We start from the raw sequence: 21,625 nt of genomic DNA on the forward strand, positions 1-21,625 counted from the left end.
TCCGTTAACACCATCCCGTGGCCGTCCACGCGGTCGATCCGAACGCGGTTGGCGGTCGAATAGCGGGATGAGCAAACCTAGAAAGTCGGGAAGCGAGGTGGCCTACTGAGTCCCCGTTTCACCTGAAGCCGACAGCGACCGTCGCATGTCTTGCGCTTGCCCCCCATCTGTAAAATCGCCAAAACGATGCTGTAACAAGGTGTTGCGCTTCAAGGCGGCGAGGAGGGGGCGTGATGGTCGTTAGGCGCATAGGCGGTGCTGTAATCGTGGCATTTCTCGCCTCCGCATCACTTGCGGCCGGGCCTTGGACGGCCGAGCAGGACCATGCAGATATGATGCGCCGGCTCGGCATCACCCAGTTGCGCCCCGGTGCGAGCGGCGATCCGGCCGCGCCAGATGCCGCCAATTACGAACCCGGCAAAGCCAATCCGTATCCCGTCTGGCCTGACCTGCTGAAAATGGCGGACGGTCGGCCCGTGACGACCGCAGCGATGTGGCAGCAACGGAGGCGGCCAGAGCTGATCGAGCTGTTCGAGCGCGAGATCTACGGGCGCATTCCTGCGAACGTACCCGGCGTGACATGGCGCATCGACAACGTGGATCGCGAATATTTCGGCGGCCAGCCGGTGTTGGCACAGCAACTCGTCGGTCACGTCGACAACCGGGCAGCGCCGAAGATCGACGTCGATATCCGCGTAACGTTGGTGCTGCCGGCGAATGCGAAGGAGCGCGTGCCTTTGTTGATGATGTTCGCGCCGGCGCGTTATCCGTCACCAAGCCAGCCAAACGCGGTGGAGGCGGCCCGGCTCGACGCAGTGCTCAAGGCGACGTTGGTTGCGCGAGACCCCGCGCTTGCGCCAATCTTCACCGCGCATCCCGGTTTCGAGTTCGTCAAACCCGGCGGCTTTGTCGCGCCGCCGCCCGACGACGAGCGCATAACCAAGGTGATCGCTGCCGGCTGGGGCGTAGCGCTGCTCGATACATCGACGATCCAGGCGGACAACGGCGCGGGGCTGCGCGCGGGGATCATCGGCTTGGCCAATCGGGGCGCACCTCGCACGCCGGAGCAATGGGGCGCACTACGCGCATGGGGCTGGGGCGCGAGCCGGCTCCTCGATTATCTCGGCACGCGCCCGGAAGTCGACGTGGCGCACGTCGGCATCGAAGGCGTGTCGCGCTGGGGAAAGGCGGCGTTGGTCACCGCCGCGCTCGACGAGCGCTTCGCGATGGTGCTGATCGGATCGTCGGGGGAGGGCGGCGTCAAACCGCACCGGCGCAACTTCGGTGAGCAGGTCGAGAACCTGACGGGCACCAGCGAGTACCACTGGATGGCGGGCAATTTCCTCAAGTACGGGACGGAACGCGGACGCCTCGGGCGCAAGACCGCCGACGATCTGCCGATTGAGTCACATGAGCTGTTGGCGCTGGTGGCGCCGCGGCTTGCCTTCGTGAGCTACGGAGTACCGGAGCAAGGCGACGCGAACTGGCTCGATCAGCAAGGCAGCTACATGGCGACGGTGGCGGCGGGGCGCGCGTGGACCCTGCTTGGCCGGCAAGACCTTGGTCGCGGACATGATTATCACACGGCGGTGCTTCCGCCGCAGGGCACCAATCTACTCGAGGGCGAGCTCGGCTGGCGGCAGCATGAGGGCGGCCACACCGATGCGCCGAACATGACCTACTTTCTTGAATGGGCGAACCGCAAGATCGGGCGCGAACCGCGTCGCTGAGCGCGGAACAACGCCGCAAACCCTATCTGACCGGGTGCGAGCTCGCCCGGCGATGCCAAATGAGTGCGCGTACGTCGGAGGGCTGGCAATCCTGCCGCGCAAGGCGCCTTTCATCAGGCCGGGCGCCTGAATTCGCAAAGGCACGCTTCATTCCCTGCGCCGAAGGATACCAATGAACGATCCGGCGCGGCGATCATTCTGAGCCGGCGTCCTTTTTCTCAGTCGGAGCCATCAATCATGAAGACCAGCGGCAACACGATCCTGATGACTGGCGGAGGAAGCGGGATCGGTGAGGCGCTGGCCCACCGGTTCCACGATCGTGGCGACACGGTTATCATTGCCGGTCGTCGGAAAGAGGCGCTCCAGCGCGCTGCGGATGGTCGCGATCGCATCCATACCGCAGTCCTTGATGTCGAGGACGCCGCGGCGGTCGGCGAGTTCGCCAAGCAAGTGGTCGCCGACTTCCCGTCTTTGAACGTGCTGTTCAACAACGCCGGCATCATGAAGTTTGAGGACCTGACGGGCCAGCGCGACCTGACCGATGCCGAGGCGACTGTGGCGATCAACATCCTCGGCCCGATCCGGCTGACGAACGCGTTGATTGACCATTTCAAGGAGCAGCCCGACGCCGCGATCGTCACGGTCACCTCGGGTCTCGCATACGTGCCGCTGGTGGCGGCACCGACCTACTCGGCGACCAAGGCAGCGATCCACTCCTACACCGTCTCGCTCCGGACCCAGCTGGCGGGTAAGGTAGAGGTGATCGAACTGGCTCCGCCAGGTGTGCAGACCGATCTGACGCCGGGACAGGCGAATCGCCCGGGCTACATGCCGCTCGAGGCCTTTGCTGACGCTGTCGCGGCGCAATTCGCGCAGCAACCAACGCCGCGCGAGATTCTCGTCGATGAAGTGCAGTTTTTGCGCCAGGCCGAACGTGAGGGCCGTTTCGACGAGACACTGAAGACGCTGACGGAGCGCGCGGCCAAGCAGCGTGAGCAGGGTGACCAGCGAAGCTGATCGTCGAACACATCCGGTAAACGACCGGTGCCGCGCTCCTGGGATGTGCACGCTCGTTCCGCGACGCGTTCCAATGCGCGGCGTGACAATGCAATATCGAACAACGTTGGAGACGCATCATGGTAGAGGCACGGTGGAACGGCACGCTTATCGCGAGCAGTGACGAGACAGTGGTGGTGGAGGGCAACCACTATTTCCCGATATCGTCCGTCGACGCCTCGCGACTTCGACCGAGCGCGACGACAACGACCTGTCCTTGGAAGGGCGAGGCACATTATTACGATATCCATGTCGACGGTGCGGACAATCCCGACGCCGCCTGGTATTATCCTGAGCCAAAGGCGGCGGCCGAGGAAATACGCGGACGCTTGGCTTTCTGGAAGGGCGTGAAGGTTGGCTGACTTCGCCCTCTCCCCGGCAGGAGCGTGGTTGAGCGTAGCGCGATGCCGGATAACGGTTGGGGCATTGCGGCCACGCCGAACCTGCACCACGTGTGGGGCGTGACTGGCCAGCCGATCCTTCTTGACGTCCGTACGCTCGGCAAGTCGGTGCCGGGACCGCGGCAGTTATTCCGGTCGCTCGACCTTCAGGTCAATGCGGGCGAGCTCGTTGCGATCATCGGTGAGTCCGGCGTCGGCAAATCGACGCTTCTGAACATCCTGGCCGGACTGGACGATACCGACGAAGGCAGCGTTGCGATTGGCGGCACGTTGCTCGGTACGCTCGACGAGGCCACACGGACGCGGTTGCGACGCGAGCGTATCGGCTTCGTGTTCCAGGCCTTCCACATTCTTCCCTATCTCACGCTGCGCCAGAACGTCGCGCTGCCACTCGCGCTGGTGTCGCCGGACGCGGCAAGAGCGAACACGCGCGCTACGGAAATGCTGGAGGCGGTCGGGCTCGGCGATCGCGGTGAGGCCTATGCGAGAGATCTGTCGGGCGGTGAGCTCCAGCGCGTCGCGATTGCGCGCGCGCTGGTTCACCGACCTGCGTTGATCCTGGCCGACGAGCCGACCGGTAATCTCGACCCCGACACCGCAGCACGCGTGCTGGCCCTGTTCGCCGCCGCCGTCCGCGATAATGGAGCAGCCGGCGTGATGGTGACCCATTCGGACGCGAGCGCCGCCGTTGCCGACCGGGTGCTGACGCTCGGCGCGGACGGGCTGGTGGAGCGACGTGGCCGCTGAGCCCGGCCTCTTGTCGGGTCGCCTCGCACTTGGCTGGCTGATCGGTGGCGAGTGGCGCTTCCATCCCGCCCGCTTTCTCACCACCGCGATTGCGATTGCGGTTGGTGTCGCGCTCGGTTTCGCGGTCCACCTCGTCAACGGGTCGGCGCTAGCTTCGTTCGATGATGCGGTGCGCGGGGTGAATGGCGCCGCCGAACTGTCCGTGAATGCGACGAGCGCGCTGGGGATCGATGAGCGGCTTTATCCCCGCGTCGCAAACGCCGCTGGCGTCGCCGACGCGAGCCCGGTCGTTCGACTGGATGCCCGGATCGGCGGCACCCGGCTGACGCTGCTTGGGCTGGACGTAATCCGCGCGGGCGCAGTGACGCCGTCGCTGGTCGGTCTGCCGCCACGCGGACCCGATGCTGGTGGCGATGCGGTGTTCGACGAGGCCTCGCTGTTTCTGTCACGCACCGCATTGGTCAGGTCCCACGTCGCCATCGGTGATCGGGTGATCGTGAGCGCGAACGGGCGCAACGTGCGGTTGCGCGTCGTTGGCACGCTGCCCGCGGCCGAGCCTGACGCCGCGATCGGCGTGATCGACATCGCTGCGGCACAATGGCGCTTCGGGCGGCTCGGCAGGATCGACCGGATCGACCTGGCCTTGTCGGACCGCGAGGCGGCCGAAGCTGCGCTTGCCCGGCTGCTCCCCGCCGACGCGATCCTGTCGACGGCCGAGGCGCGAGGTGCGCAGGGCTCAGCATTGTCGCGCGCCTATCGGGTCAATCTGGACATGCTGGCGCTGGTCGCGCTGCTGACCGGCGGGTTCCTGGTCTACTCTGCGCAGTCGCTGTCAGTCGCGCGACGGCAGCGTGCCTTCGCGCTGCTCCGTACGCTGGGCATGCCGCGCGGCGCGGTGGTCGCGGCGGTAGTCGTCGAGGGCGTTGCGATCGGGATCGTCGGCGCCACCGTGGGTCTCGTGGCCGGGTACGGCCTCGCGTGGGCGGCGCTGCACTGGTTCGGCGGCGACCTTGGCGCTGGCTACTTTGGTGGAACCACGGCGCGGGTGGTCTTCCAGCCTGCGTCGGCGGCCGGGTTCTTCGTACTTGGTCTGCTCGCCGCCATCCTCGGCAGTGCGATCCCCGCGCGTGCCGCCGCGCGGGCGGCACCGGCGGCTGCGCTGAAGAACGCCGGCGACGTGCTTGACCCACGCCGTCGCGTGGCGTGGTGGCCTGCGGCCGTGCTGCTTGCGGCAGGCGGGGCTACGGCGCTTCTTCCCGCGATCGCCGGGCTGCCCTTGTTCGGCTTCGTCGGCATGGCGCTGATGCTGGCGGGCGGCGTCGCCGGCGTGCCATGGTTCGCGCGGACGCTGTCGGCGCCGCTCGCCAGACGCTCCGGTGGGAGCGTGCCTGTCCAGCTTGCGATCCGCCACCTGTACGGCGCGCCCGGCGAGGCGGCGACCGCGCTGTGCGGCATTGTTGCGTCGACCGCGTTGATGATCGCAATGGCAACGATGGTGACCAGCTTCCGCGGCGCGGTCGACACGTGGCTGGGGCAGGTGCTCGGCGCGGACCTCTACCTGCGCACCGATGCCGGCGCGAGCTTCGATCCGGACATGCGGGCCCGCCTTACCGCGACGCCCGGCGTGAAAAGCCTGGCGTTCAGCCGGCAGCTGCCGCTGACGATCGTCGCTGATCGTCCGCCGATCAGTCTGATCGCGCGGCCTGAACGCGGCGGCCGCGATCCGCTGCTGGTTCTGATCGAGCGTGCAGAAAATCTTCCGGCCGCCGCGCTGCCGGTCTGGGTGTCGGAGCCGGCACAGCGGCTCTACGGCTGGGATCCGGGCGAGACGATCATCCTCCCGCTCGCGGGCCGCACGCGCTTCACGGTCGCGGGCGTCTGGCGCGATTATGGTCGTCAGGCGGGCGCGGTGCTGGTGGATGAGGGCGATTACCAGCGCCTGACCGGCGATACCGGCCGCGACGAGGTGTCGGCGATGCTGGACCCCGGCAGCGATGCGGTGGCGGTCGGCGAGGCCATGACAGCACGCCTGCCGACTTCCGTGCGCGGCCAGGTCGAGGTGACGCAGCCCGCGACGCTCCGGCGCCTGGCGCTGACGTTGTTCGACCGAAGCTTCGCAGTGACCTACCTGCTGGAAGCGGTGGCGATCCTCGTCGGACTGGCGGGTGTCGCCGCAACGATGTCGGCCCAGACGATCGCGCGCGAGCGGGAGTTCGGCATGCTGCGCCACCTCGGGCTGACGCGCGGACAGCTCGGCACGATGCTCGCCACCGAGGGGGCGATGGTCGGGCTGACGGGCGCGCTCGCAGGCATCGGGCTCGGCCTGATTCTCGCGCAGGTGCTGATCCACGTCATCAACCCGCAGTCGTTCAACTGGACGATGACGACGCAGGTGCCGATCGGCACGCTGCTCGGCGTCTCCGCGGCGCTGACCGGCGCGGCCGCCGCGACGGCGGTGCTCGCCGGCCGCCGCGCGACCTCCAAGGGCGCGGTGCATTCGGTGCGGGAGGATTGGTGATGCGCGGGTTGCTACTGGGCTGGCTGGGCCTGATCGCTGTGGCGGCGCCCGCGGCCGTTCCATACCCCGTCGTGAGACCCGGCATCGTGCTCGCATTCCCCGCGGACCAGGGCGCGCACCCGTCATTTCGCACCGAGTGGTGGTACGTCACGGGTTGGCTGAGGACCACGGCGGGGGAGGACCTCGGCTTTCAGGTCACCTTTTTCCGGACGCGCCCTCTCGTCCACGAGGCGAACCCGAGCCGCTTCGCCGCACGGCAGGTGCTGTTCGCGCACGCCGCGCTGTCCGACCCCGCGACGGGCCGCCTGCTCCACGGCGAGCGCGCCGCACGCGAAGGCTTTGGTCTTGCCACGGCGCGCACCGGCGACGCCGATATCGGCATCCGCGACTGGCGACTGCGGCGCGCACGCGACGGCCGCTGGATGACCCGCGTCGCCACGAACGACTTCACGCTCGCGCTAAACTTCCAGCCGACGCAGCAACCGCTGCCGCAAGGGCAGGGCGGCTACAGCCGGAAAGGCCCGCGACCGGAACAGGCGAGCTATTATTACTCCGTTCCGCATCTGCGCGTCGCCGGGCGGGTCCGACGCGGCGACCGCCTCGTCGCGGTAAGCGGCGAGGCATGGCTCGATCGCGAATGGTCGTCCGATTATCTCGCGCCCGAAGCGCAGGGCTGGGACTGGACAGGGCTCAACTTTGACGATGGCTCCGCATTGATGGCGTTCCGCATTCGTCGCAAAGGCGGCGGTGCCCTATGGGCAGGCGGTGCGCTTCGCCGGCCGAACGGCACCACGATCGCGCTTGGCCCAAACGATGTCGCGTTCCGGCCGCTGGCGACGTGGCGGAGCAAGGCGACCGGCGCGGTATACCCGGTGTCGCAGGAGGTGAGCGTCCGCGCGAACGGCCGGATCGCGCGTTGGCGCCTCGTCCCGATGTTCGCCGCGCAGGAACTCGACTCCCGTCGCAGCGGCTTGCCCGTCTATTGGGAGGGTGCGGTGCGGACCCGAAACGGGCGCGGCTATCTCGAACTCACCGGCTACGATCGGGCATTAAGGATGTGAGCGACATGACCGACGATCTATCCGAGCTGCCCGTCGGGGCCTTCGCGCGGCAGGACGACGGCGACGACCTCGCCTTCTACGCACCGCCCCGTCTCGTCACGCATATCGATGAGGCAGCCGTGGCGGCGCTCTCCGCCCGCTATCGTGAACTGCTTCCACAAGGGGGCCGCGTTCTCGACCTCATGTCGAGCTGGGTTAGCCACCTGCCGGCCGACTGCGCCTATGCCGAGGTCGTCGGCCACGGCATGAACGCAAGCGAACTCGAAGCCAATCCGCGGCTCGGCCGCTGGTTCGTCAAGGACCTCAATCGCGACCCGTTCCTGCCGCTGGATGCCGGCGCGTTCGATGCCGCGCTTTGCTGCGTCGGGGTTCAGTATCTGCAGCGGCCTGTCGAGGTCTTTGCTGAGGTCCGCCGTACGCTTCGCGAGGGCGCACCATTCATCGTAAGCTTCTCCAATCGGTGCTTCCCGACGAAAGCCGTTGCGGTCTGGCGCGCGCTCGACGCAGCCGGACATGCCACGCTGATCGAACTTTACCTGGCCCGCGCCGGGTTCCGGGCCAGCAGCGTGGAAATGCTGGCGGACGGAGGACGAAGCGATCCACTTACGATCGTGATCGGCCATGCCTGACGTGCGCTGTGATCCGGGCTTTTCGTCAGAACACCCCATTTGGGACGCTCAACGTCGGTCCCGCCACGTCAAAGGCGAACTTGGTTCGTGACGCTGAGATCAGCACCCAGGCTTCCCGAACGGGTGGAGGCTGATCCATCGGCGAAACCGCTCGTTCCCAATCCGTTCTGGCGCATGTATGGCGATGGAATGGTCGCCGTCACTCGCAAGATCATCCACGTCGCCATGGGCACCTTGTTCGCGTCCTTCGCGAGGCACGGTGGTACGTCTTTCCACGATCGTCCCGTGGCGGCTCCGCAGCAAACCGGGCTCCACGCCTCCGTGGGCATCGCTCGCAGCAGCTTCCTCGCCACGCTCGCGCAGGCGCTCGCGCCACCGGCGTTGCCGGTCTCTGTGGTGGCCGCAGCGTGATGATGGACCTCTTCGACACGCCGGTACTGCCGGGGCTCGGCACGCGAGCGAACCTGATCGACGCCGTCGAGGAGCGGATGCTGATCGACCGTATCGACGCGACCGACCTGGCGCCGTTCCGCTTTCAGGGATGGACCGGCAAGCGCCTGACCACGTCATTCGGTTGGAACTACGATTTCGAGGTGGGCCGGCCCGCGCAGGCACCACCGATCCCCGATTGGCTGCGCCCGTTCCGCGACCGCGCGGCCGCCTTCGCAAATCTCGATCCCGAGGAGCTGATCCAGGCATTGCTCATCCGCTACGATCCGGGCGCGGGCATCGGCTGGCATCGCGACCGACCGATCTACGGGCAGGTCCTCGGTATTTCGCTGGGCGAACCGGCGACCATGCGCTTCCGGCGGCGGCGTGGCGGCGGTTTCGACAGGGCGTCGGTACCGCTCGATCCGCGTGCGGCCTATCACATGACCGGACCCGCCCGGCATGAATGGGAACACAGCATCGTCGAGATGGAGCGGCCGCGATGGTCGATCACCTTCCGAACCCTTGTTGCCCGGGCATGACGTCCATTTCGACCGTGCCGCCGCCTGCATCCCTTGTCGCCGAAACCGCTGCGCCCGACTTTGTCGTGATCGACGTGGAGACCGCCTGTTCGCGCGTCGGCAGCATCTGTCAGGTCGGCATCGTCGGCTTCAGGAACGGGATGGAGGTGTTCGCGTACGAGACGCTGGTCGATCCGCTCGACGATTTCTCTTACTTCAACACCCGGATCCATGGGATCACCTGTGACCACGTCATGGGGGCACCGACGTTCGGCGACATTCATGCCGCGATCGACGGGCATCTGGCGGGCCGGATCACCGTCGCACATTCCTTTTTTGACAAGGGTGCGCTTGGCGCGGCCTGCGCGGCGCATGGGCGACCCGTTATCGACACGACGTGGCTCGACAGCGTGCGGGTGGCAAAGCGCGCCTGGCCCGAACTTCCCAGTCACCGGCTTAACGTGCTGACGAAGTTCCTCGGGGTCCGGCACAAGCATCACGACGCGCTCAGCGATGCGCGCGCCGCCGGGATGGTGATCGTCCGTGCCATCGAGCACACCGGCATCGGGCTTGCCGGTTGGCTGTCACCGGCAAGCGGACGTAGCCGTGCGGCGCCGAAGCCAGCCGCGACCGGTCCCCTCAGGGGTGAGCGGGTAGTGATCGTCGGCGCAGCCCGCGACGGCGAGCTTGCGCGGTCTCTGGCAGCAGCCGGCGCGCGCATCATGTCCGCCGTCGGCACGACCACGACCAAACTTGTCATCAGCGACGATCAGCCGTTCGGCCGCTTCGTCACCGCGCACGTCGAGCACCGCCGGGCGGAAGAATTACGCCGGGGCGGGGCGGCGATCGAGATCATCGCCGAAGGGGATCTTCGTGGCCGGCTTGCGCTGGCGCTCACGTAAGCGCTGCTGAAAGCCGGGTTCGACGGCGGCTTGGCCCCCTCCACATTCGCATGGACAGCGGCCGACGCAGTGTATTATTGAGGCAATACACTTTACGGGAACGTCTTCGATGATGCTGACGATGCTAGCCGCGGTCGCGGGGGCGCTGGCGCCGATCGCGCCTGCCCCGGTGCAGGTCATGGTCCTGGGCACGTACCATTTCGGCAATCCGGGCCGGGACAAAGTGAACGTGCGCGTCGACGACGTCACGACCCCGCAACGTCAACGCGAGTTGGACGCGCTGGCCGATGCGGTTGCCGCGTTCAAGCCGACAAGGGTGATGGTGGAGGTTCAACGGCCGGGGCCGAGCTACGACGTGACGGACTTCGCCACGTTCTCCCCTGCGGTGCTGCGCATCGATCGCGATGAGACGACGCAGATCGGGTATCGCATCGCGGCGCGCGTCGGCTTACGATCCGTGCAAGGCATCGACGAGCAGCCCGGCAAGGACGAGCCCGATTATTTTCCGATCGACCGGGTCGAGGCATATGCGAAGGCACGTGGCGAACAGGAGTATCTCGATGCCGCCTTCGCAACCGTCCAGGCGTCGGCGCGGCAGTTTGAAAAGGAGCAGTCGGTAACCAGCATCCCGGAGATGCTGATACGCTACAACGATCCCTCCACGCCGATGGGTGGTCAGGACCTCTACTATTCGCTGCTCCGCTTCGGTGATGGCGCAGATCAGCCGGGCGCTGACCTGAACGCGCTGTGGTATCTGCGCAACGCGAAGATCTTCTCGAAGCTCATCAACGTGGCAAAGCCGGGTGATCGCATTCTGATCGTGTACGGAGCGGGCCATGGTTATTGGCTGCGTCACTTCGCGGCGACAACGCCGGGCTACAACTCCGTCGATGTCGCGCCTTATCTGAAGCGGGCTGCGGCAAAGGTCCGTTAGACCGGTCGTCCATGTAATCGTAGGGTTCCGCCATTCTCGCGATCGCCGGCATGATGACGATCGGAGGGAGAAGGATTGTCGCAGATCTCGCGAATAGTGGCTTCATCGTGCGCGCGATCGGCTTGCGGCGCCTGACACTCGTCCGACATCTTCTGCAGCTATTCGCAGCCGGGCACGACTAGTGGCACTGCGGAATGCGAGCCGCGCTTAGTGGCTGACGCTGCACAACCTAGAGGCTGATGTTGCGCCTTGTCATTTCGGCGGTGGCGATATCCCCGAGCGGTCCACGTCGCTCGCCCCGGAAAATGTCCGCGAGGTCGAGAAGGTCCTCGTCATCGAGGCCCGTGATCGAGTGGACAACCTGGGAGTGGAATTGCACAGCATGCGCGTCACGGGCTGCACGCCGCTTCTTAAGTGTCTTAAGCATCATTGCGCCTGATGTATTATGAAGGGATCCGGGTTCGAACGGACGATCCGGACGGCAATGGCTACATAGACGTATCGCCGAGATTTACCAGCAGTGTCGCGCGCCACCGATCCACTCCGCGACGGCGGTCGCGATTTTGACGACGCAGGTTTGTGATTGGGATCGGCCCGCGCGTCTTGCGCATCAACTCATCCACGGACGAACCTCGTTCCGTTCGCATCGTCTTGCGTGCGCACGCGCGTGATCGACGTCGGCGAACTGCACTCCGGCACCGTCGCGATCATGGCCGTTGGCGTGAATGTAGTCGCGCGCACCTTCCGGCCACTGGCGGCGATCTACGGTGCTGGCATCGTCAGGTTTGCGCCGCCTTGGGCACCTGAGTAGCAAGAGCACGCAGCGCCTCGATAGTGCTTTGCTCAACCTGTTGCCGCGGTGATCGGCTCGAAACGCATAGTGCGCCCAGCGCAAAGCCGCGTTCGTCGACGATTGGCGCGGCCACAAAGAACCGGATCAGGCCCACGCGCACGAACGGGTTCCCGCCGAAGCGCTCGTCGGCAGGCGCATCCAGGACGCAAAGTACCGCGTCGGGTTCGAGGATTGCGTAGGCCATGATCGACCGCGCACGCTCATATCGCCCCACGCGCCCGCCCGATGAAGCGATGACCACCTGATTGTCGTCGACGATCAGCCCGACGCCCGCCCAGTCGCCGCCCATGAGCCGACAGGCGTCTTGGGAGAGTTCGTTGAGCGCAGGTGCGCCCACCATGTTCAGTAACCCTGATGCATGGACTGCGGCGTTGCGTGCTCCCTCGTCCCGCGGAATGGGGGCTGGCGAATACAGCGTTACCGACACACCAAACCAATTCTCCTGTCTTAGCCGGCAGCTTTTCTCACCACCTTAACGTCTCAGAACAAACGGTTCCGGCGCTCCGGGGGCAACTATCCACACGGGCGGACGGCGTCACCACGACGGCATCTTTCCGCACGCGCATCTGTGCCAGAATGGGACTGGGGGTGGTTGGTGGAAGGTGCCGCCACCGCCGCCGGAGCGGAATGGCGCCCGTCGGCCCCGCTCATCGTAAGTGGTCGCTCCTCGCCCTCCGCGGCGCTGGGATCACGGCCGGCGCCGATGTGAGCGGCGGTGGTCAGAAAGTGCGTCACCACCCGCAACCGGCACGATCCAGATTTCGATCAAGCGCGAAGGCCTTAATCGGAAACGCTGCTATCGCATTGATGTGCGGTCTACGGCTGCAGCGTTTAACCAGCGGGAAACGCCTTGATCCATGTTATCATAGTCTTCCGCGGGGTGAAGGAAGAATACAGCATCCTTAAATCGGCAGTGCTGACGAGAGAGCGTAGAAACCGATGGTTTCCGAGGGCCTTGGATAGTTAATAAAATCCTAACGTCCTTGTAGCGTCTACAATCACCGGGTCGATTACACAAGGCTGCTTATATACGTAATCTTCGATGGGACATTTACCGCGTCTCGGTAGTTCTGCGGCCGGTAGGAGTACGAAGATGATTGCCTGGTTCACATGTCACGCCCCGATACGGATCAAGTTCCGTGTCGTTGTTGCTTTCCAGCTATCCGTGGCTGCGCTCAGCCTCGGATTGATCTACCTGGCGGCCATGTCGCCGCCGACCGAGGTGTGGACCATCATGCTGGGCGGCACCGCGCTGGCGTCGCTGCCGGTGCTCCTGACCTGGTACAGCGGCAAGCTCATCAGCGATCCCTACGTCACCACCGTCGTCCGGATGGAGGCATTGGCGGCCGGGGATCTCGACAGCGAGATCCTGTTCTCCGACCATCGTGACTGCGTCGGACGTATGACCCGCGCCATGCAGGTCTTCCGCGACAATGCCGGGTCGATCAGGCGCTCGGCGGCTGAATCGCAGTCGATGGTCGAGGCGGTGAGTGCGGGCCTCGGTCGATTGGCTGCCGGCGACCTCACGTTGCAGATCGAAGCGCCGCTTGCCGAGCAGTTCGAGACTGTTCGACGCGATTTCAATGCGGCGATGGGGGCGATGGCGGCGACGCTGGGCAGGGTGTCGCTGATCGCCGACGGCATCAACAACGGCAGCGGTGATATCCGCGCCGCATCGGACGACCTGTCGCGTCGCACCGAGCAACAGGCCGCGGCGCTGGAAGAAACCGCCGCGGCGATGGACGAGATCACGACGACGGTTCAGCAGACCGCAGACGGTGCAGCGAAGGCCAGCGAGCTGGTGCTGCAGGCCCGCGGCGAGGCGCGGTCCTCCGGAGACATCGTCGCGCAGGCCGTGACCGCCATGGACGGTATCGAGCGCACCTCTGCGGAGATTTCGGAGATCATCAGCGTCATCGACGGCATCGCTTTCCAGACCAACCTGCTGGCGCTGAATGCTGGCGTCGAGGCGGCACGAGCGGGGGATGCGGGCAGGGGGTTCGCGGTCGTCGCATCCGAGGTTCGTGCGCTCGCGCAACGCTCCGCCGACGCCGCCAAGGACGTCAAGGCACGTATCGCCGCCTCCACCGTCCATGTCGAGGCGGGGGTCGAACTGGTCAGCGCCACCGGCTCCGCGTTGCGCGGGATCATCGGACGCGTCGAGGACATCAACGCGATCGTGTCCACCATCGCCTCGTCTGCCAAGCAGCAGGCGGTCGGGCTGCTGCAGGTGAATACCGCCATCTCGGAGATGGACGGCGTAACGCAGCAGAACGCGGCGATGGTCGAGCAAGCAACGGCGGCAACGCGCAGCCTCGCGTCGGAGGCCGAAAACCTCGCGCAGGAGGTCGCGCAATTCACCTTTGCCGACAAGAACGCCGATCGCGTGGCGCGGGACGGTCGTGCACGACCGAGCCACGATCGCAAGCCGTTCGAGATCGTGCGGTCGGCGCCGCCGGTGCGGGCGCTGCGGCAAACCGCTCAGGAGGACTGGGCGGCGTTCTGATCGCCTTGCACATGAAGCCGTCGAACGGATCCGGATGACGGGCGGTGCCGATACGAACGTGTCGGGATCGCTCGCCGGTGTCTCGCGCCTTCATGATCCGCGTGGGCGCGCACCTTCGACGGCGTCATCGGCGTGGCGCGGACCTTTTCGTCGATCGAGCGTCGTGACGGTCTCCGGCGCCGCCGGGTCCGGATTGAAGCTCAGGCGTCGGTCGAAGGATCGTGGCAGCCTGCATTGGTCCATCCGGGCGATACTCGTACCGCGTTACGTCCGCGCAGGAATGTTCCGCATGATGTTGCGCCGGTCCGGCCGGCCTGCCACGCAGGCTTCGCGCCTCTGTCAGTACCGGGGTGCACGTCCGTGCAAGCTCTTTGACAATGCTGTCATAAGGTTAGAGCAGTCGGTAGATCTGGATTAAGCTGATTTCCGGGCGGCGCGTCTTCGCTTAAGAGATTGTTTAGGACGCCGCTCCTAGTTTCCTCCGATGGGTGGGATCCTTCCGAGAGATGAAGAAGCTCGGCTCGACGCGCTTCACCAGCTCAGGCTGCTGGACACGCCGGCGAGCGAAAGCTTCGATCGCATAACGCGCATGGCAAGCCTGATCTTTGGCTTGCCGGTGGCGGCGGTGTCACTTACCGACCGCGATCGGCAATGGTTCAAATCTCGGGTCGGCGTCGATCATTGCAGTATTCCGCGCCACAAGGCGCCCTGCGCACGGGTTGCCGAAGCCGGACAGCCGCTGATCGTCGAGGATTTGCTTGCACATCCGCATTACGCGGACAGCGTCCTCGCCGATGCCGGCACGCGCTTCTATGCCGGTGCGCCGCTGGTCACCAGCGACGGCTATGGGCTCGGCGCGCTCTGCGTGCTCGGCACGGAGCCGCGGGCGGCATCGTCGGTAGAACTCGCCGCGCTCGTCGATCTCGCCGCGATGGTCATGGCGCAGATCGAGCTCCAGCACGCCTTCGGCCGGATCGATCCGGTCAGCGGGCTGCCGATGCGTGCGCAATTCCGCGACGACGTGCTCGATCTCGCCCGCAGCCGGGCGGGCCAGCCGGGGATCGTGGTGCTGGTCGACATCGCGCGGGACGAACAGATCAGCCGGATCGGCCGCGTGCTCGGCGGGGCGCGCGTCGATGATCTGGTCCGTGAGGCGAGCCGGTCGTTGCGCGCCGCCATCGGCGCGGAGCGCAGCCTTTACCATGTCGGAGCAGCGCAATTCGCGTTTCTGGCGCCTGATGATGCCGAGCAGGACAGCTACGTCGAGGAATTGCGCTCCGGGTTCGCCGCGATCAGGGCGTCGTCCTCGGTCCGCTTCGTCACCAGCCTGTCGATCGGCGTCCGGCCGTTCGTGCTCGGGCAGACCTCGCCGGACGACCTCCTGCGTGGCGCCGCCGCTGCGGCGCAGGACGCGCGCGGTGTTGCTGGCGCCGTCTCGCTCTACTCCACGTCGAGCGATCGCGCGCATCAGCGACAATACGGCCTGTTGCAGGATTTCGGTGCGGCGCTGCAAGCGGACGACCAACTCCGGCTTGCCTTCCAGCCGCGGATCGAGGTGGCGACCGGCCGCTGCGTCGGCGCGGAGGCGCTGCTTCGCTGGCGACATCCCCGATACGGCGACGTATCGCCGGCCGAGTTCATCCCGATCATCGAGCGTACGTCGCTCGCGCTGCCGACCACGCGCTGGGTCCTCGACGCGGCGCTGACGCAGATCGCGCGCTGGCAGCGGGAGGGTGTCGATCTCAGGGTGTCGGTGAACCTGTCGGCGGTGAACCTGAGCGAGCCCGATCTGGTCGCGTGGCTGCAATGCGGCCTCCTCAAGCACGGACTGCGGCCCGAGCAGATCGAGCTGGAGCTTACGGAAAGCGCCATCATGGAGCATCCGGAACAGGCCGTCGGCGTGTTGCGCGAGTTGGCGGAAGCCGGCGTGTGCCTTGCCATCGACGATTTCGGCACCGGGCAGAGCAGCCTTGCCTATCTGCAACAGATCCCGGCGCAGGTGCTGAAGATCGATCAGGCGTTCGTGCGCTCGCAAACGCGCGCCGAGGGTGCCGATTACGTGCTGCTGGAGACGATGGTCGCGATGGCCCACAAGCTCGGCTATCGCGTGGTGGCGGAGGGCGTGGAGACAAGCATGGCGGCAGAGATCGTCGCAGGTCTGGGCTGTGAGGAAGTCCAGGGCTTCCTGTACGCGCGCCCGATGGAGGCTGAGGCGCTACAAACATGGTATCACGAGCGTGCCGGCGCACGCGAAGTCCGTCTGGCGCAATCCTGAGCGGCGATCGCGCTGACGCGGCCCGCGCCAGAACCTGCCACTGCTCGCGGCCGCATCGCCACTAGAGTGGTTTCCGATCATGTTGCGCCATCGGCACGGAGGGGATTTCGATCCGCCGCAAGGCGCGAGGAGGGCGCGATGCTTTGGCCTCGTAACCGGGGAGCAACGCCGCGGCGGGCCGAAATCATCCCGCCGCGGAGCGGGCGCCCAAAGGGCGATGACGGTGGCGCAACGTGGTCGGGAACCGCTCTGGCGCTGCATCGCGGCACTCACCGCTGTCCCACGCCTTGTCAAACTACCAGCCAGAGCGGTTTCCGATCAGGCAGCGCCATCGGCACGGAGCGAACCGCGCCCGCACGTTCGGGCAGACTTGCGCCCGCCACCCGTCATTGCGAGCGTAGCGAAGCAATCCAGCGTTCCACGCCACACCCTGGTTTGCTTCGCGACGCTCGCAACGACGGCGCTTGCATGGAATCCGGTGTGACGCCGCTTCAAACGGATCATCGAGCGCTTTCCGCTCGATCGGCGCTTGCGGCTTGCCGCGTGCGGCATCCACGCCGCGCACGGGCAGATTACGCCGATCGCGACCGTGCGCGATCGCCGGCATTCGAGTGAAGTAGCGGCTGCGCTGGGGCAATCGACACGGCACATCCGCCGACGGGACGTTCCGTCTCAAGCGACGACGGTGGCCGTCAGTCCGGGCACGTCGATCGTAATCGAGCCATCCTCAAGCGCCTCCAGCAGACGCATCCCGGCCCGGTGTCCGGCAGTCCAGCGTCTCGCAAGCGTTGGGCCGGAGAAGTCGAGCGCCTTGCCCGCAACTTCGTCGCGCTGCTCCGCGTAAGGCAATCTGGCCAGTGCAACGCGGTGATCGTCGCGCCCCGCATAGACGGCTTGCCAACGCGCGATGCTGCGGCTGGATTGCGCCGCGAACGTCAGGTCCTGCATTCGCCCGGCGGCTTCACCGAGCGTCCGCGGTCGATCGCCCGACAATGGCAGAAGATCGACCGCCACGCACAGCGTCGGCCGCGCTGGCGGATCGCCCAGAACCGGGTCCAGCGGGAGGTTGGCGGAGAGCCCGCCATCGACGAGCCAGCGGCCATCGACCTCCACGGGCGGGAAAAGGACAGGCAGCGCGGCGCTGGCGCGGATATGTTCGGCGGCGATCCGGCGCTGCGTCGAATCGAACGCGACATCTTCGCCGCTGGCGATGTCCACGGCAGTGGCGGTGAAACGGCAAGCGCCGCCGTTGAGAAGGTCGAAGTCGACCAGCCGCTCCAGCGTAGCCGTCAGCTGATCGGTTTCGTAGATCGATGGCCGATCGTCCGACCAGGGCATCTGCGCGGACAGCAGTGGGCCGAAAACGCCCGACCTGCCCGCCACCGCCGTCCACGCCGCCGCTGCGGTGCGACGGCTCGTCTCCAGTTCGGACGAGAGCCAGGGATGGGCGGCGTCCAGCGGACCGACAGCATGGGCCTGCCAGAAGGCGCGCAGCGTCTCGATGCGGCGCGCCTCCGGTGTGCCGGCGATCAGCGCCGCATTCACCGCGCCGACCGATGCACCGATGATCCACTCCGGCTTCAGATCATGCTCGTGCAATGCCTCGTAAACACCGGCCTGAAAGGCACCGAGCGCGTTCCCGCCGCTCAGCACCAGTACGACAGCGACGTCGCGCGTCATCCGGCAAGCCGTTGCTCGGGAGGATCCGACGGCGCTCATCCGCTGACGATGTGCATAAGCCGGTCTTTCAACGCGCGATCGGTCGCTATCTCCGCGGCGCGATTTGCTTCGGCCACCGCCAGCGCGTCGCCAACATCGAGTTCGCGCGCGAGCGCCATCGCAGTCTCCGAAGAGACGATTTCCGCGGCCTTCGCCTTACGGATCGCGCCGATCAGGGCAACATCGAGCAGGCGACCGGGCTGGGTCTGGTGGGTGTCGCGCTCGGCATCGTCCAGGATGCCGGCCATCCACAGGTTTTCGGGGCCGTCAACATCCGTAACCGCGGCAATGTCCCCGGCCTGCCGCGTCGCGTGGTCCGCCTCCGCGGCGACCAGCGCAACCAGGCCGGTATCGGTGCACCGCTCGGCCAACCCCGGCAACCGCTTTGATTGCGCCGATTTGCCGGCGTGCAGATCCTGAAGCGCGACATGCAGAAGTGCCGCTGCGGAACGGGTGATGCTCATGCATTCCCAAGCATTGTCAGCAGATTAGGTTCCTGTCGCCTGCCGGGTGGGCCGGGCGGCGGAACAACGGACGATTACCGCGCGTGCATACTTCGCAACCTACTCCATGCAGGTGAGCAGATTGTCGACGGATAGCGAGCCGAACGCCGAGAAGCTGTCGGCAACGGCATAGGGAAGCAGCAGGGTGCGCCCGCTGAGCAGCGCGCCACACGTATAGACGACATTGGGCACATAGCCGTCGCGCTCATGCGGGCTGGGGGCGAGCACCGGCCGCGGCGTGCGTGCCAGGAGCTTCGACGGATCATGCTTGTCGAGCAGGCAGGCGCCGATGCAGTAATTGCGCACGGTGCCGACGCCGTGCGTCAGGACCAGCCAGCCCTCATCGATCTCGAGCGGCGAGCCGCAATTGCCCATCTGCACGAACTCCCACGGGTAACGCGGCTCGATCAGCTTCGCGCCGCCGTTCCAGTGGAGAAGATCGTCCGAGAGGTTCAGCCAGATGTTCTTGTTGTCCTGTCGGCCCAGCGTCACGTAGCGGCCGTCGACGCGACGTGGAAAGAGCGCCATGCCCTTGGCGCTGGCGACCTCGCCGGTAATCGCCCGCATCTCAAATGACTTGAAGTCCGCCGTCGAGAGCAGTTCGGATCGCGCTTCGGCGCCGCTGAACGCGGTGTAGGTGCCGTGATAGGTGGCGCAGCCATCGTCCTCGACGAAGCGAACCAGGCGCATGTCCTCGATGCCCTGACGCTGGCTGGGCAGCGTCGGGAAGAGCACGGTCTCCGAAATGCTTCTCGAACCGCCGCAGTCGAGGTGGACGGCGCCATCATCCTCATCGTGCGGGACGATGATCGGCGGCACCGAGGTCGAGCCCGGAGCGTCGATCGTGAGGTCGCCGCCGGGCGTCCATACGCCCGTCCGGAACGTGACCGACGAGACATGACCTTCGCCGACGCCGCGCAGCGAGAGCACGAAGCGAACCGCGCCATCGGCAAGTCCCGACTGATCCGGATGCGGTACGGCGCTGGGGTTGAAGAGTGCCGCGGCCTCGTAGGCGTATTCCTGGCTGAAGTAGGCGCCGATCAGGCGCTGCTGTTCAGGCGAAAGGCTTGCCGCGGCTTGGATGCGGTCGGCCAATTCCCCGAACCGCCGCAGCAACGTCGTGTCAACATCGCGGTGGTTCTCATCGAGCGAGGCCGTGACACCAGTGAGTTGCCGCTGGAGCTCCTCCTCGTCGAGGCTCAGGATCAGATCGACGGTTTCGTCCGTACGCGTGCGGCCGGTGTCGAAGCCCTTGGGATAGCCGGGTTCGAACGGACGTACGACCGTGCGGGAGGGATCCGGCTTCAGAACCACGTCGTAGAAGTCCACCTGAGCACGCTTTGTCATTCGTCATCCTTGTGACGCCGTGAGGGCCGGCGCGGCTTCTTGCGGGTCGTTCCTCCGCCGACCTAAGCCACTCGGACACCGTGGAGAAGAGCGGACGGTGCCAGCGACGCATTTCTGCTTCCCTGTAGATCGGCGAATGATCGGACAGGTCGAAACCGACGCAGCTCGAGTTCCTCGATCGCGCAAGCCGGAACGCTGCTGTGACGCTATGCGGCGGTGCTGCCACGGTCATGGATCACGCAGCTGCGCCGACGAGCGCCTGCGCCACTGCGCGCACGCTCTCGCCGCTGCGGGACGACCGACGTGGTGCATGTTCGTCGTCGGCGGCACGGGTACTGTGAACCGTGAGTGTGAACGAGCCGGAGCGTTGAGCGTTCGTACGAGCTGCGGCAACCGGCCCACGGGAGAGTAGCATGATCACGAAGGATCTTCTCCCGATGGAGGCGAAGCTGGTCGCGGATCTTCCCGACGATGGCGCATGGCAGTTCGAACCGAAGTGGGATGGCTTCCGTGCGCTCGTCTTCCGCAGGGATGACGATGTCGAGATCATGTCCAAGTCCGGCAAGCCGCTGAGCCGCTACTTCCCGGAAATAGTGCATCTCGTCAGGAACGTTGACTGTCGTGAGTTCACGTTGGACGGTGAGCTCATCCTCCCGATCGGTGGTGTGCTCTCGTTCGACGCGCTGCAGGCCCGTCTTCACCCGGCCGCCAGCCGCATCGAGCGGCTTTCGCGTGAGACGCCGGCTCAGCTCATGCTGTTCGATTGCCTCATGGCCGAAGGTCGGAATCTGCTCGACCGATCCCTTGCGGAGCGTCGGTTTCATCTGGAGGTCTTCCATCAGGCGCATGGCGGGCCGTCTCTGCTGCTGTCGGATCGGACGCTCGACATCGGCGTCGCTCGATCATGGCTCGCGCGCGGTGGCGGCGCGCTGGACGGTGTGGTGGCGAAGCGGCTCGACGAGCCCTACCGCTTTGGTGAGCGCGCCATGCTGAAGGTGAAGCAGCATCGGTCCGCCGACTGCGTCGTTGGGGGTTTTCGGCGCGTGAAAGAAGGGGAGGGCGTCGCATCCCTTCTGCTGGGCCTCTACGATGATGCCGGTCGGTTGAACCACGTCGGCTTCACGTCCGGCATTGCCGCGTCCGAGCGTACCGGGCTGCTCGGACGACTAGAACCCCTGATCGAGGCGCCCGGCTTCACCGGCAAGGCGCCGGGTGGCCCGAGTAGATGGAACGATGGCCAGGAGAGCGAATGGGAACCGCTCAGGAGTGATCTGGTCGTGGAAGTGCTTTATGATCAGGTCACCGGCGGCCGGTTCCGTCATGGCACGAAGCTGCTGAGATGGCGTCCGGACAAGGCGCCCGGGCAATGCCTAATGGACCAGCTCATTCATGAAGTGCGCCCGGCGGAGCTGGCGACGATGAACCACATGACGGAGGAAAGCTGACCTGTTCCGCGCACGTGAACGAACTGCGGAACCACCTTAGTCGCCTTGC

The 21,625-nt window shown here is 66.0% G+C and carries 18 protein-coding genes; 14 read left to right on the forward strand and 4 right to left on the reverse strand.

Translation table 11 applies throughout. The features are described 5' to 3' along the window. Positions 1 to 332 precede the first annotated feature (332 nt). The 11 genes from SPHPHY_RS0107175 (at position 333) to SPHPHY_RS0107225 (ending at position 10,928) form a co-directional block, all read left to right on the forward strand. The gene (locus tag SPHPHY_RS0107175; RefSeq protein WP_156025056.1) at positions 333 to 1,730 is read left to right on the forward strand and encodes an acetylxylan esterase; all 1,398 of its coding nucleotides are present in this window, start codon (positions 333 to 335) and stop codon (positions 1,728 to 1,730) included. Positions 1,731 to 1,967: 237 nt separating this feature from the next. After that, positions 1,968 to 2,747, forward strand: coding sequence for an SDR family oxidoreductase (locus tag SPHPHY_RS0107180; RefSeq protein ID WP_022686010.1), 780 nt, complete (start codon positions 1,968 to 1,970; stop codon positions 2,745 to 2,747). 119 nt (positions 2,748 to 2,866) lie between these two features. Beyond that, a complete protein-coding gene (locus SPHPHY_RS0107185) occupies positions 2,867 to 3,148 on the forward strand; it encodes a DUF427 domain-containing protein (protein ID WP_022686011.1) in 282 nt (93 codons plus the stop codon). 42 nt (positions 3,149 to 3,190) lie between these two features. Next, positions 3,191 to 3,934: an ABC transporter ATP-binding protein gene (locus tag SPHPHY_RS0107190; RefSeq protein ID WP_081645266.1), complete on the forward strand. Its 744-nt coding sequence runs from the start codon at positions 3,191 to 3,193 to the stop codon at positions 3,932 to 3,934. After that, positions 3,924 to 6,452: an FtsX-like permease family protein gene (locus tag SPHPHY_RS0107195; RefSeq protein WP_022686013.1), complete on the forward strand. Its 2,529-nt coding sequence runs from the start codon at positions 3,924 to 3,926 to the stop codon at positions 6,450 to 6,452. Before SPHPHY_RS0107190 ends, SPHPHY_RS0107195 begins: the two co-directional genes overlap by 11 nt. Beyond that, positions 6,452 to 7,513, forward strand: coding sequence for a lipocalin-like domain-containing protein (locus SPHPHY_RS0107200; protein ID WP_022686014.1), 1,062 nt, complete (start codon positions 6,452 to 6,454; stop codon positions 7,511 to 7,513). The genes SPHPHY_RS0107195 and SPHPHY_RS0107200 overlap by 1 nt, the downstream gene beginning before the upstream one ends. Positions 7,514 to 7,518: 5 nt before the next feature. Continuing rightward, positions 7,519 to 8,142 (forward strand): class I SAM-dependent methyltransferase, encoded by a 624-nt coding sequence (locus SPHPHY_RS0107205; RefSeq protein WP_028056603.1) that lies wholly within the window; start codon positions 7,519 to 7,521, stop codon positions 8,140 to 8,142. A 189-nt stretch (positions 8,143 to 8,331) separates the two neighbouring features. Next, a complete protein-coding gene (locus tag SPHPHY_RS0107210; protein WP_156025057.1) occupies positions 8,332 to 8,553 on the forward strand; it encodes a hypothetical protein in 222 nt (73 codons plus the stop codon). Beyond that, positions 8,553 to 9,113, forward strand: coding sequence for an alpha-ketoglutarate-dependent dioxygenase AlkB (locus SPHPHY_RS0107215; protein ID WP_022686017.1), 561 nt, complete (start codon positions 8,553 to 8,555; stop codon positions 9,111 to 9,113). The genes SPHPHY_RS0107210 and SPHPHY_RS0107215 overlap by 1 nt, the downstream gene beginning before the upstream one ends. Continuing rightward, positions 9,110 to 9,994 (forward strand): exonuclease domain-containing protein, encoded by an 885-nt coding sequence (locus SPHPHY_RS0107220; protein ID WP_022686018.1) that lies wholly within the window; start codon positions 9,110 to 9,112, stop codon positions 9,992 to 9,994. The genes SPHPHY_RS0107215 and SPHPHY_RS0107220 overlap by 4 nt, the downstream gene beginning before the upstream one ends. A gap of 121 nt (positions 9,995 to 10,115) precedes the next feature. After that, a complete protein-coding gene (locus SPHPHY_RS0107225) occupies positions 10,116 to 10,928 on the forward strand; it encodes a DUF5694 domain-containing protein (protein ID WP_156025058.1) in 813 nt (270 codons plus the stop codon). 779 nt (positions 10,929 to 11,707) lie between these two features. On the opposite strand, the gene SPHPHY_RS19610 is transcribed toward SPHPHY_RS0107225, so the two are convergent. Beyond that, entirely contained in the window at positions 11,708 to 12,121 is a 414-nt protein-coding gene (locus SPHPHY_RS19610; RefSeq protein WP_081645267.1) for a GAF domain-containing protein, read from the reverse strand. A gap of 825 nt (positions 12,122 to 12,946) precedes the next feature. Between SPHPHY_RS19610 and SPHPHY_RS19615 the strand changes: the two genes are divergently transcribed. Together SPHPHY_RS19615 and SPHPHY_RS19620 are read left to right on the forward strand one after the other, a co-directional pair. Beyond that, positions 12,947 to 14,287 (forward strand): methyl-accepting chemotaxis protein, encoded by a 1,341-nt coding sequence (locus SPHPHY_RS19615; protein ID WP_022686022.1) that lies wholly within the window; start codon positions 12,947 to 12,949, stop codon positions 14,285 to 14,287. A gap of 484 nt (positions 14,288 to 14,771) precedes the next feature. Next, the gene (locus SPHPHY_RS19620) at positions 14,772 to 16,562 is read left to right on the forward strand and encodes a putative bifunctional diguanylate cyclase/phosphodiesterase (protein ID WP_022686023.1); all 1,791 of its coding nucleotides are present in this window, start codon (positions 14,772 to 14,774) and stop codon (positions 16,560 to 16,562) included. Between the two features lie 672 nt (positions 16,563 to 17,234). Here the strand turns inward: SPHPHY_RS19620 and SPHPHY_RS0107265 are convergent. The 3 genes from SPHPHY_RS0107265 to SPHPHY_RS0107275 all read right to left on the reverse strand — a co-directional run bounded on the left by SPHPHY_RS0107265 (position 17,235) and on the right by SPHPHY_RS0107275 (position 20,131). Beyond that, positions 17,235 to 18,242 (reverse strand): patatin-like phospholipase family protein, encoded by a 1,008-nt coding sequence (locus SPHPHY_RS0107265; protein ID WP_028056609.1) that lies wholly within the window; start codon positions 18,240 to 18,242, stop codon positions 17,235 to 17,237. A gap of 35 nt (positions 18,243 to 18,277) precedes the next feature. Next, entirely contained in the window at positions 18,278 to 18,745 is a 468-nt protein-coding gene (locus tag SPHPHY_RS0107270) for a DUF892 family protein (protein ID WP_022686024.1), read from the reverse strand. Between the two features lie 99 nt (positions 18,746 to 18,844). After that, positions 18,845 to 20,131, reverse strand: a complete 1,287-nt coding sequence (locus SPHPHY_RS0107275; RefSeq protein ID WP_028056610.1) for a glycoside hydrolase family 130 protein — start codon at positions 20,129 to 20,131, stop codon at positions 18,845 to 18,847. A 413-nt stretch (positions 20,132 to 20,544) separates the two neighbouring features. Between SPHPHY_RS0107275 and SPHPHY_RS19625 the strand changes: the two genes are divergently transcribed. Then, the gene (locus SPHPHY_RS19625) at positions 20,545 to 21,576 is read left to right on the forward strand and encodes an ATP-dependent DNA ligase (RefSeq protein WP_022686026.1); all 1,032 of its coding nucleotides are present in this window, start codon (positions 20,545 to 20,547) and stop codon (positions 21,574 to 21,576) included. Positions 21,577 to 21,625: the final 49 nt, after the last annotated feature.

This window comes from Sphingomonas phyllosphaerae 5.2 (assembly GCF_000419605.1).
In the GTDB taxonomy this organism is placed as follows: Bacteria; Pseudomonadota; Alphaproteobacteria; order Sphingomonadales; family Sphingomonadaceae; genus Sphingomonas; species Sphingomonas phyllosphaerae_B.

Bases quoted from the DNA above. Each gene is read 5' to 3' on its own strand.
- SPHPHY_RS0107175 (WP_156025056.1), top strand. From the start codon at position 333: ATGATGCGCCGGCTCGGCATCACCCAGTTGCGCCCCGGTGCGAGCGGC.
- SPHPHY_RS0107180 (WP_022686010.1), top strand. From the start codon at position 1,968: ATGAAGACCAGCGGCAACACGATCCTGATGACTGGCGGAGGAAGCGGG.
- SPHPHY_RS0107185 (WP_022686011.1), top strand. From the start codon at position 2,867: ATGGTAGAGGCACGGTGGAACGGCACGCTTATCGCGAGCAGTGACGAG.
- SPHPHY_RS0107190 (WP_081645266.1), top strand. From the start codon at position 3,191: ATGCCGGATAACGGTTGGGGCATTGCGGCCACGCCGAACCTGCACCAC.
- SPHPHY_RS0107200 (WP_022686014.1), top strand. From the start codon at position 6,452: ATGCGCGGGTTGCTACTGGGCTGGCTGGGCCTGATCGCTGTGGCGGCG.
- SPHPHY_RS0107205 (WP_028056603.1), top strand. From the start codon at position 7,519: ATGACCGACGATCTATCCGAGCTGCCCGTCGGGGCCTTCGCGCGGCAG.
- SPHPHY_RS0107210 (WP_156025057.1), top strand. From the start codon at position 8,332: ATGGTCGCCGTCACTCGCAAGATCATCCACGTCGCCATGGGCACCTTG.
- SPHPHY_RS0107215 (WP_022686017.1), top strand. From the start codon at position 8,553: ATGATGGACCTCTTCGACACGCCGGTACTGCCGGGGCTCGGCACGCGA.
- SPHPHY_RS0107220 (WP_022686018.1), top strand. From the start codon at position 9,110: ATGACGTCCATTTCGACCGTGCCGCCGCCTGCATCCCTTGTCGCCGAA.
- SPHPHY_RS0107225 (WP_156025058.1), top strand. From the start codon at position 10,116: ATGCTAGCCGCGGTCGCGGGGGCGCTGGCGCCGATCGCGCCTGCCCCG.
- SPHPHY_RS19610 (WP_081645267.1), bottom strand. From the start codon at position 12,121: ATGGTGGGCGCACCTGCGCTCAACGAACTCTCCCAAGACGCCTGTCGG.
- SPHPHY_RS19620 (WP_022686023.1), top strand. From the start codon at position 14,772: ATGGGTGGGATCCTTCCGAGAGATGAAGAAGCTCGGCTCGACGCGCTT.
- SPHPHY_RS0107265 (WP_028056609.1), bottom strand. From the start codon at position 18,242: ATGACGCGCGACGTCGCTGTCGTACTGGTGCTGAGCGGCGGGAACGCG.
- SPHPHY_RS0107270 (WP_022686024.1), bottom strand. From the start codon at position 18,745: ATGAGCATCACCCGTTCCGCAGCGGCACTTCTGCATGTCGCGCTTCAG.
- SPHPHY_RS0107275 (WP_028056610.1), bottom strand. From the start codon at position 20,131: ATGACAAAGCGTGCTCAGGTGGACTTCTACGACGTGGTTCTGAAGCCG.
- SPHPHY_RS19625 (WP_022686026.1), top strand. From the start codon at position 20,545: ATGATCACGAAGGATCTTCTCCCGATGGAGGCGAAGCTGGTCGCGGAT.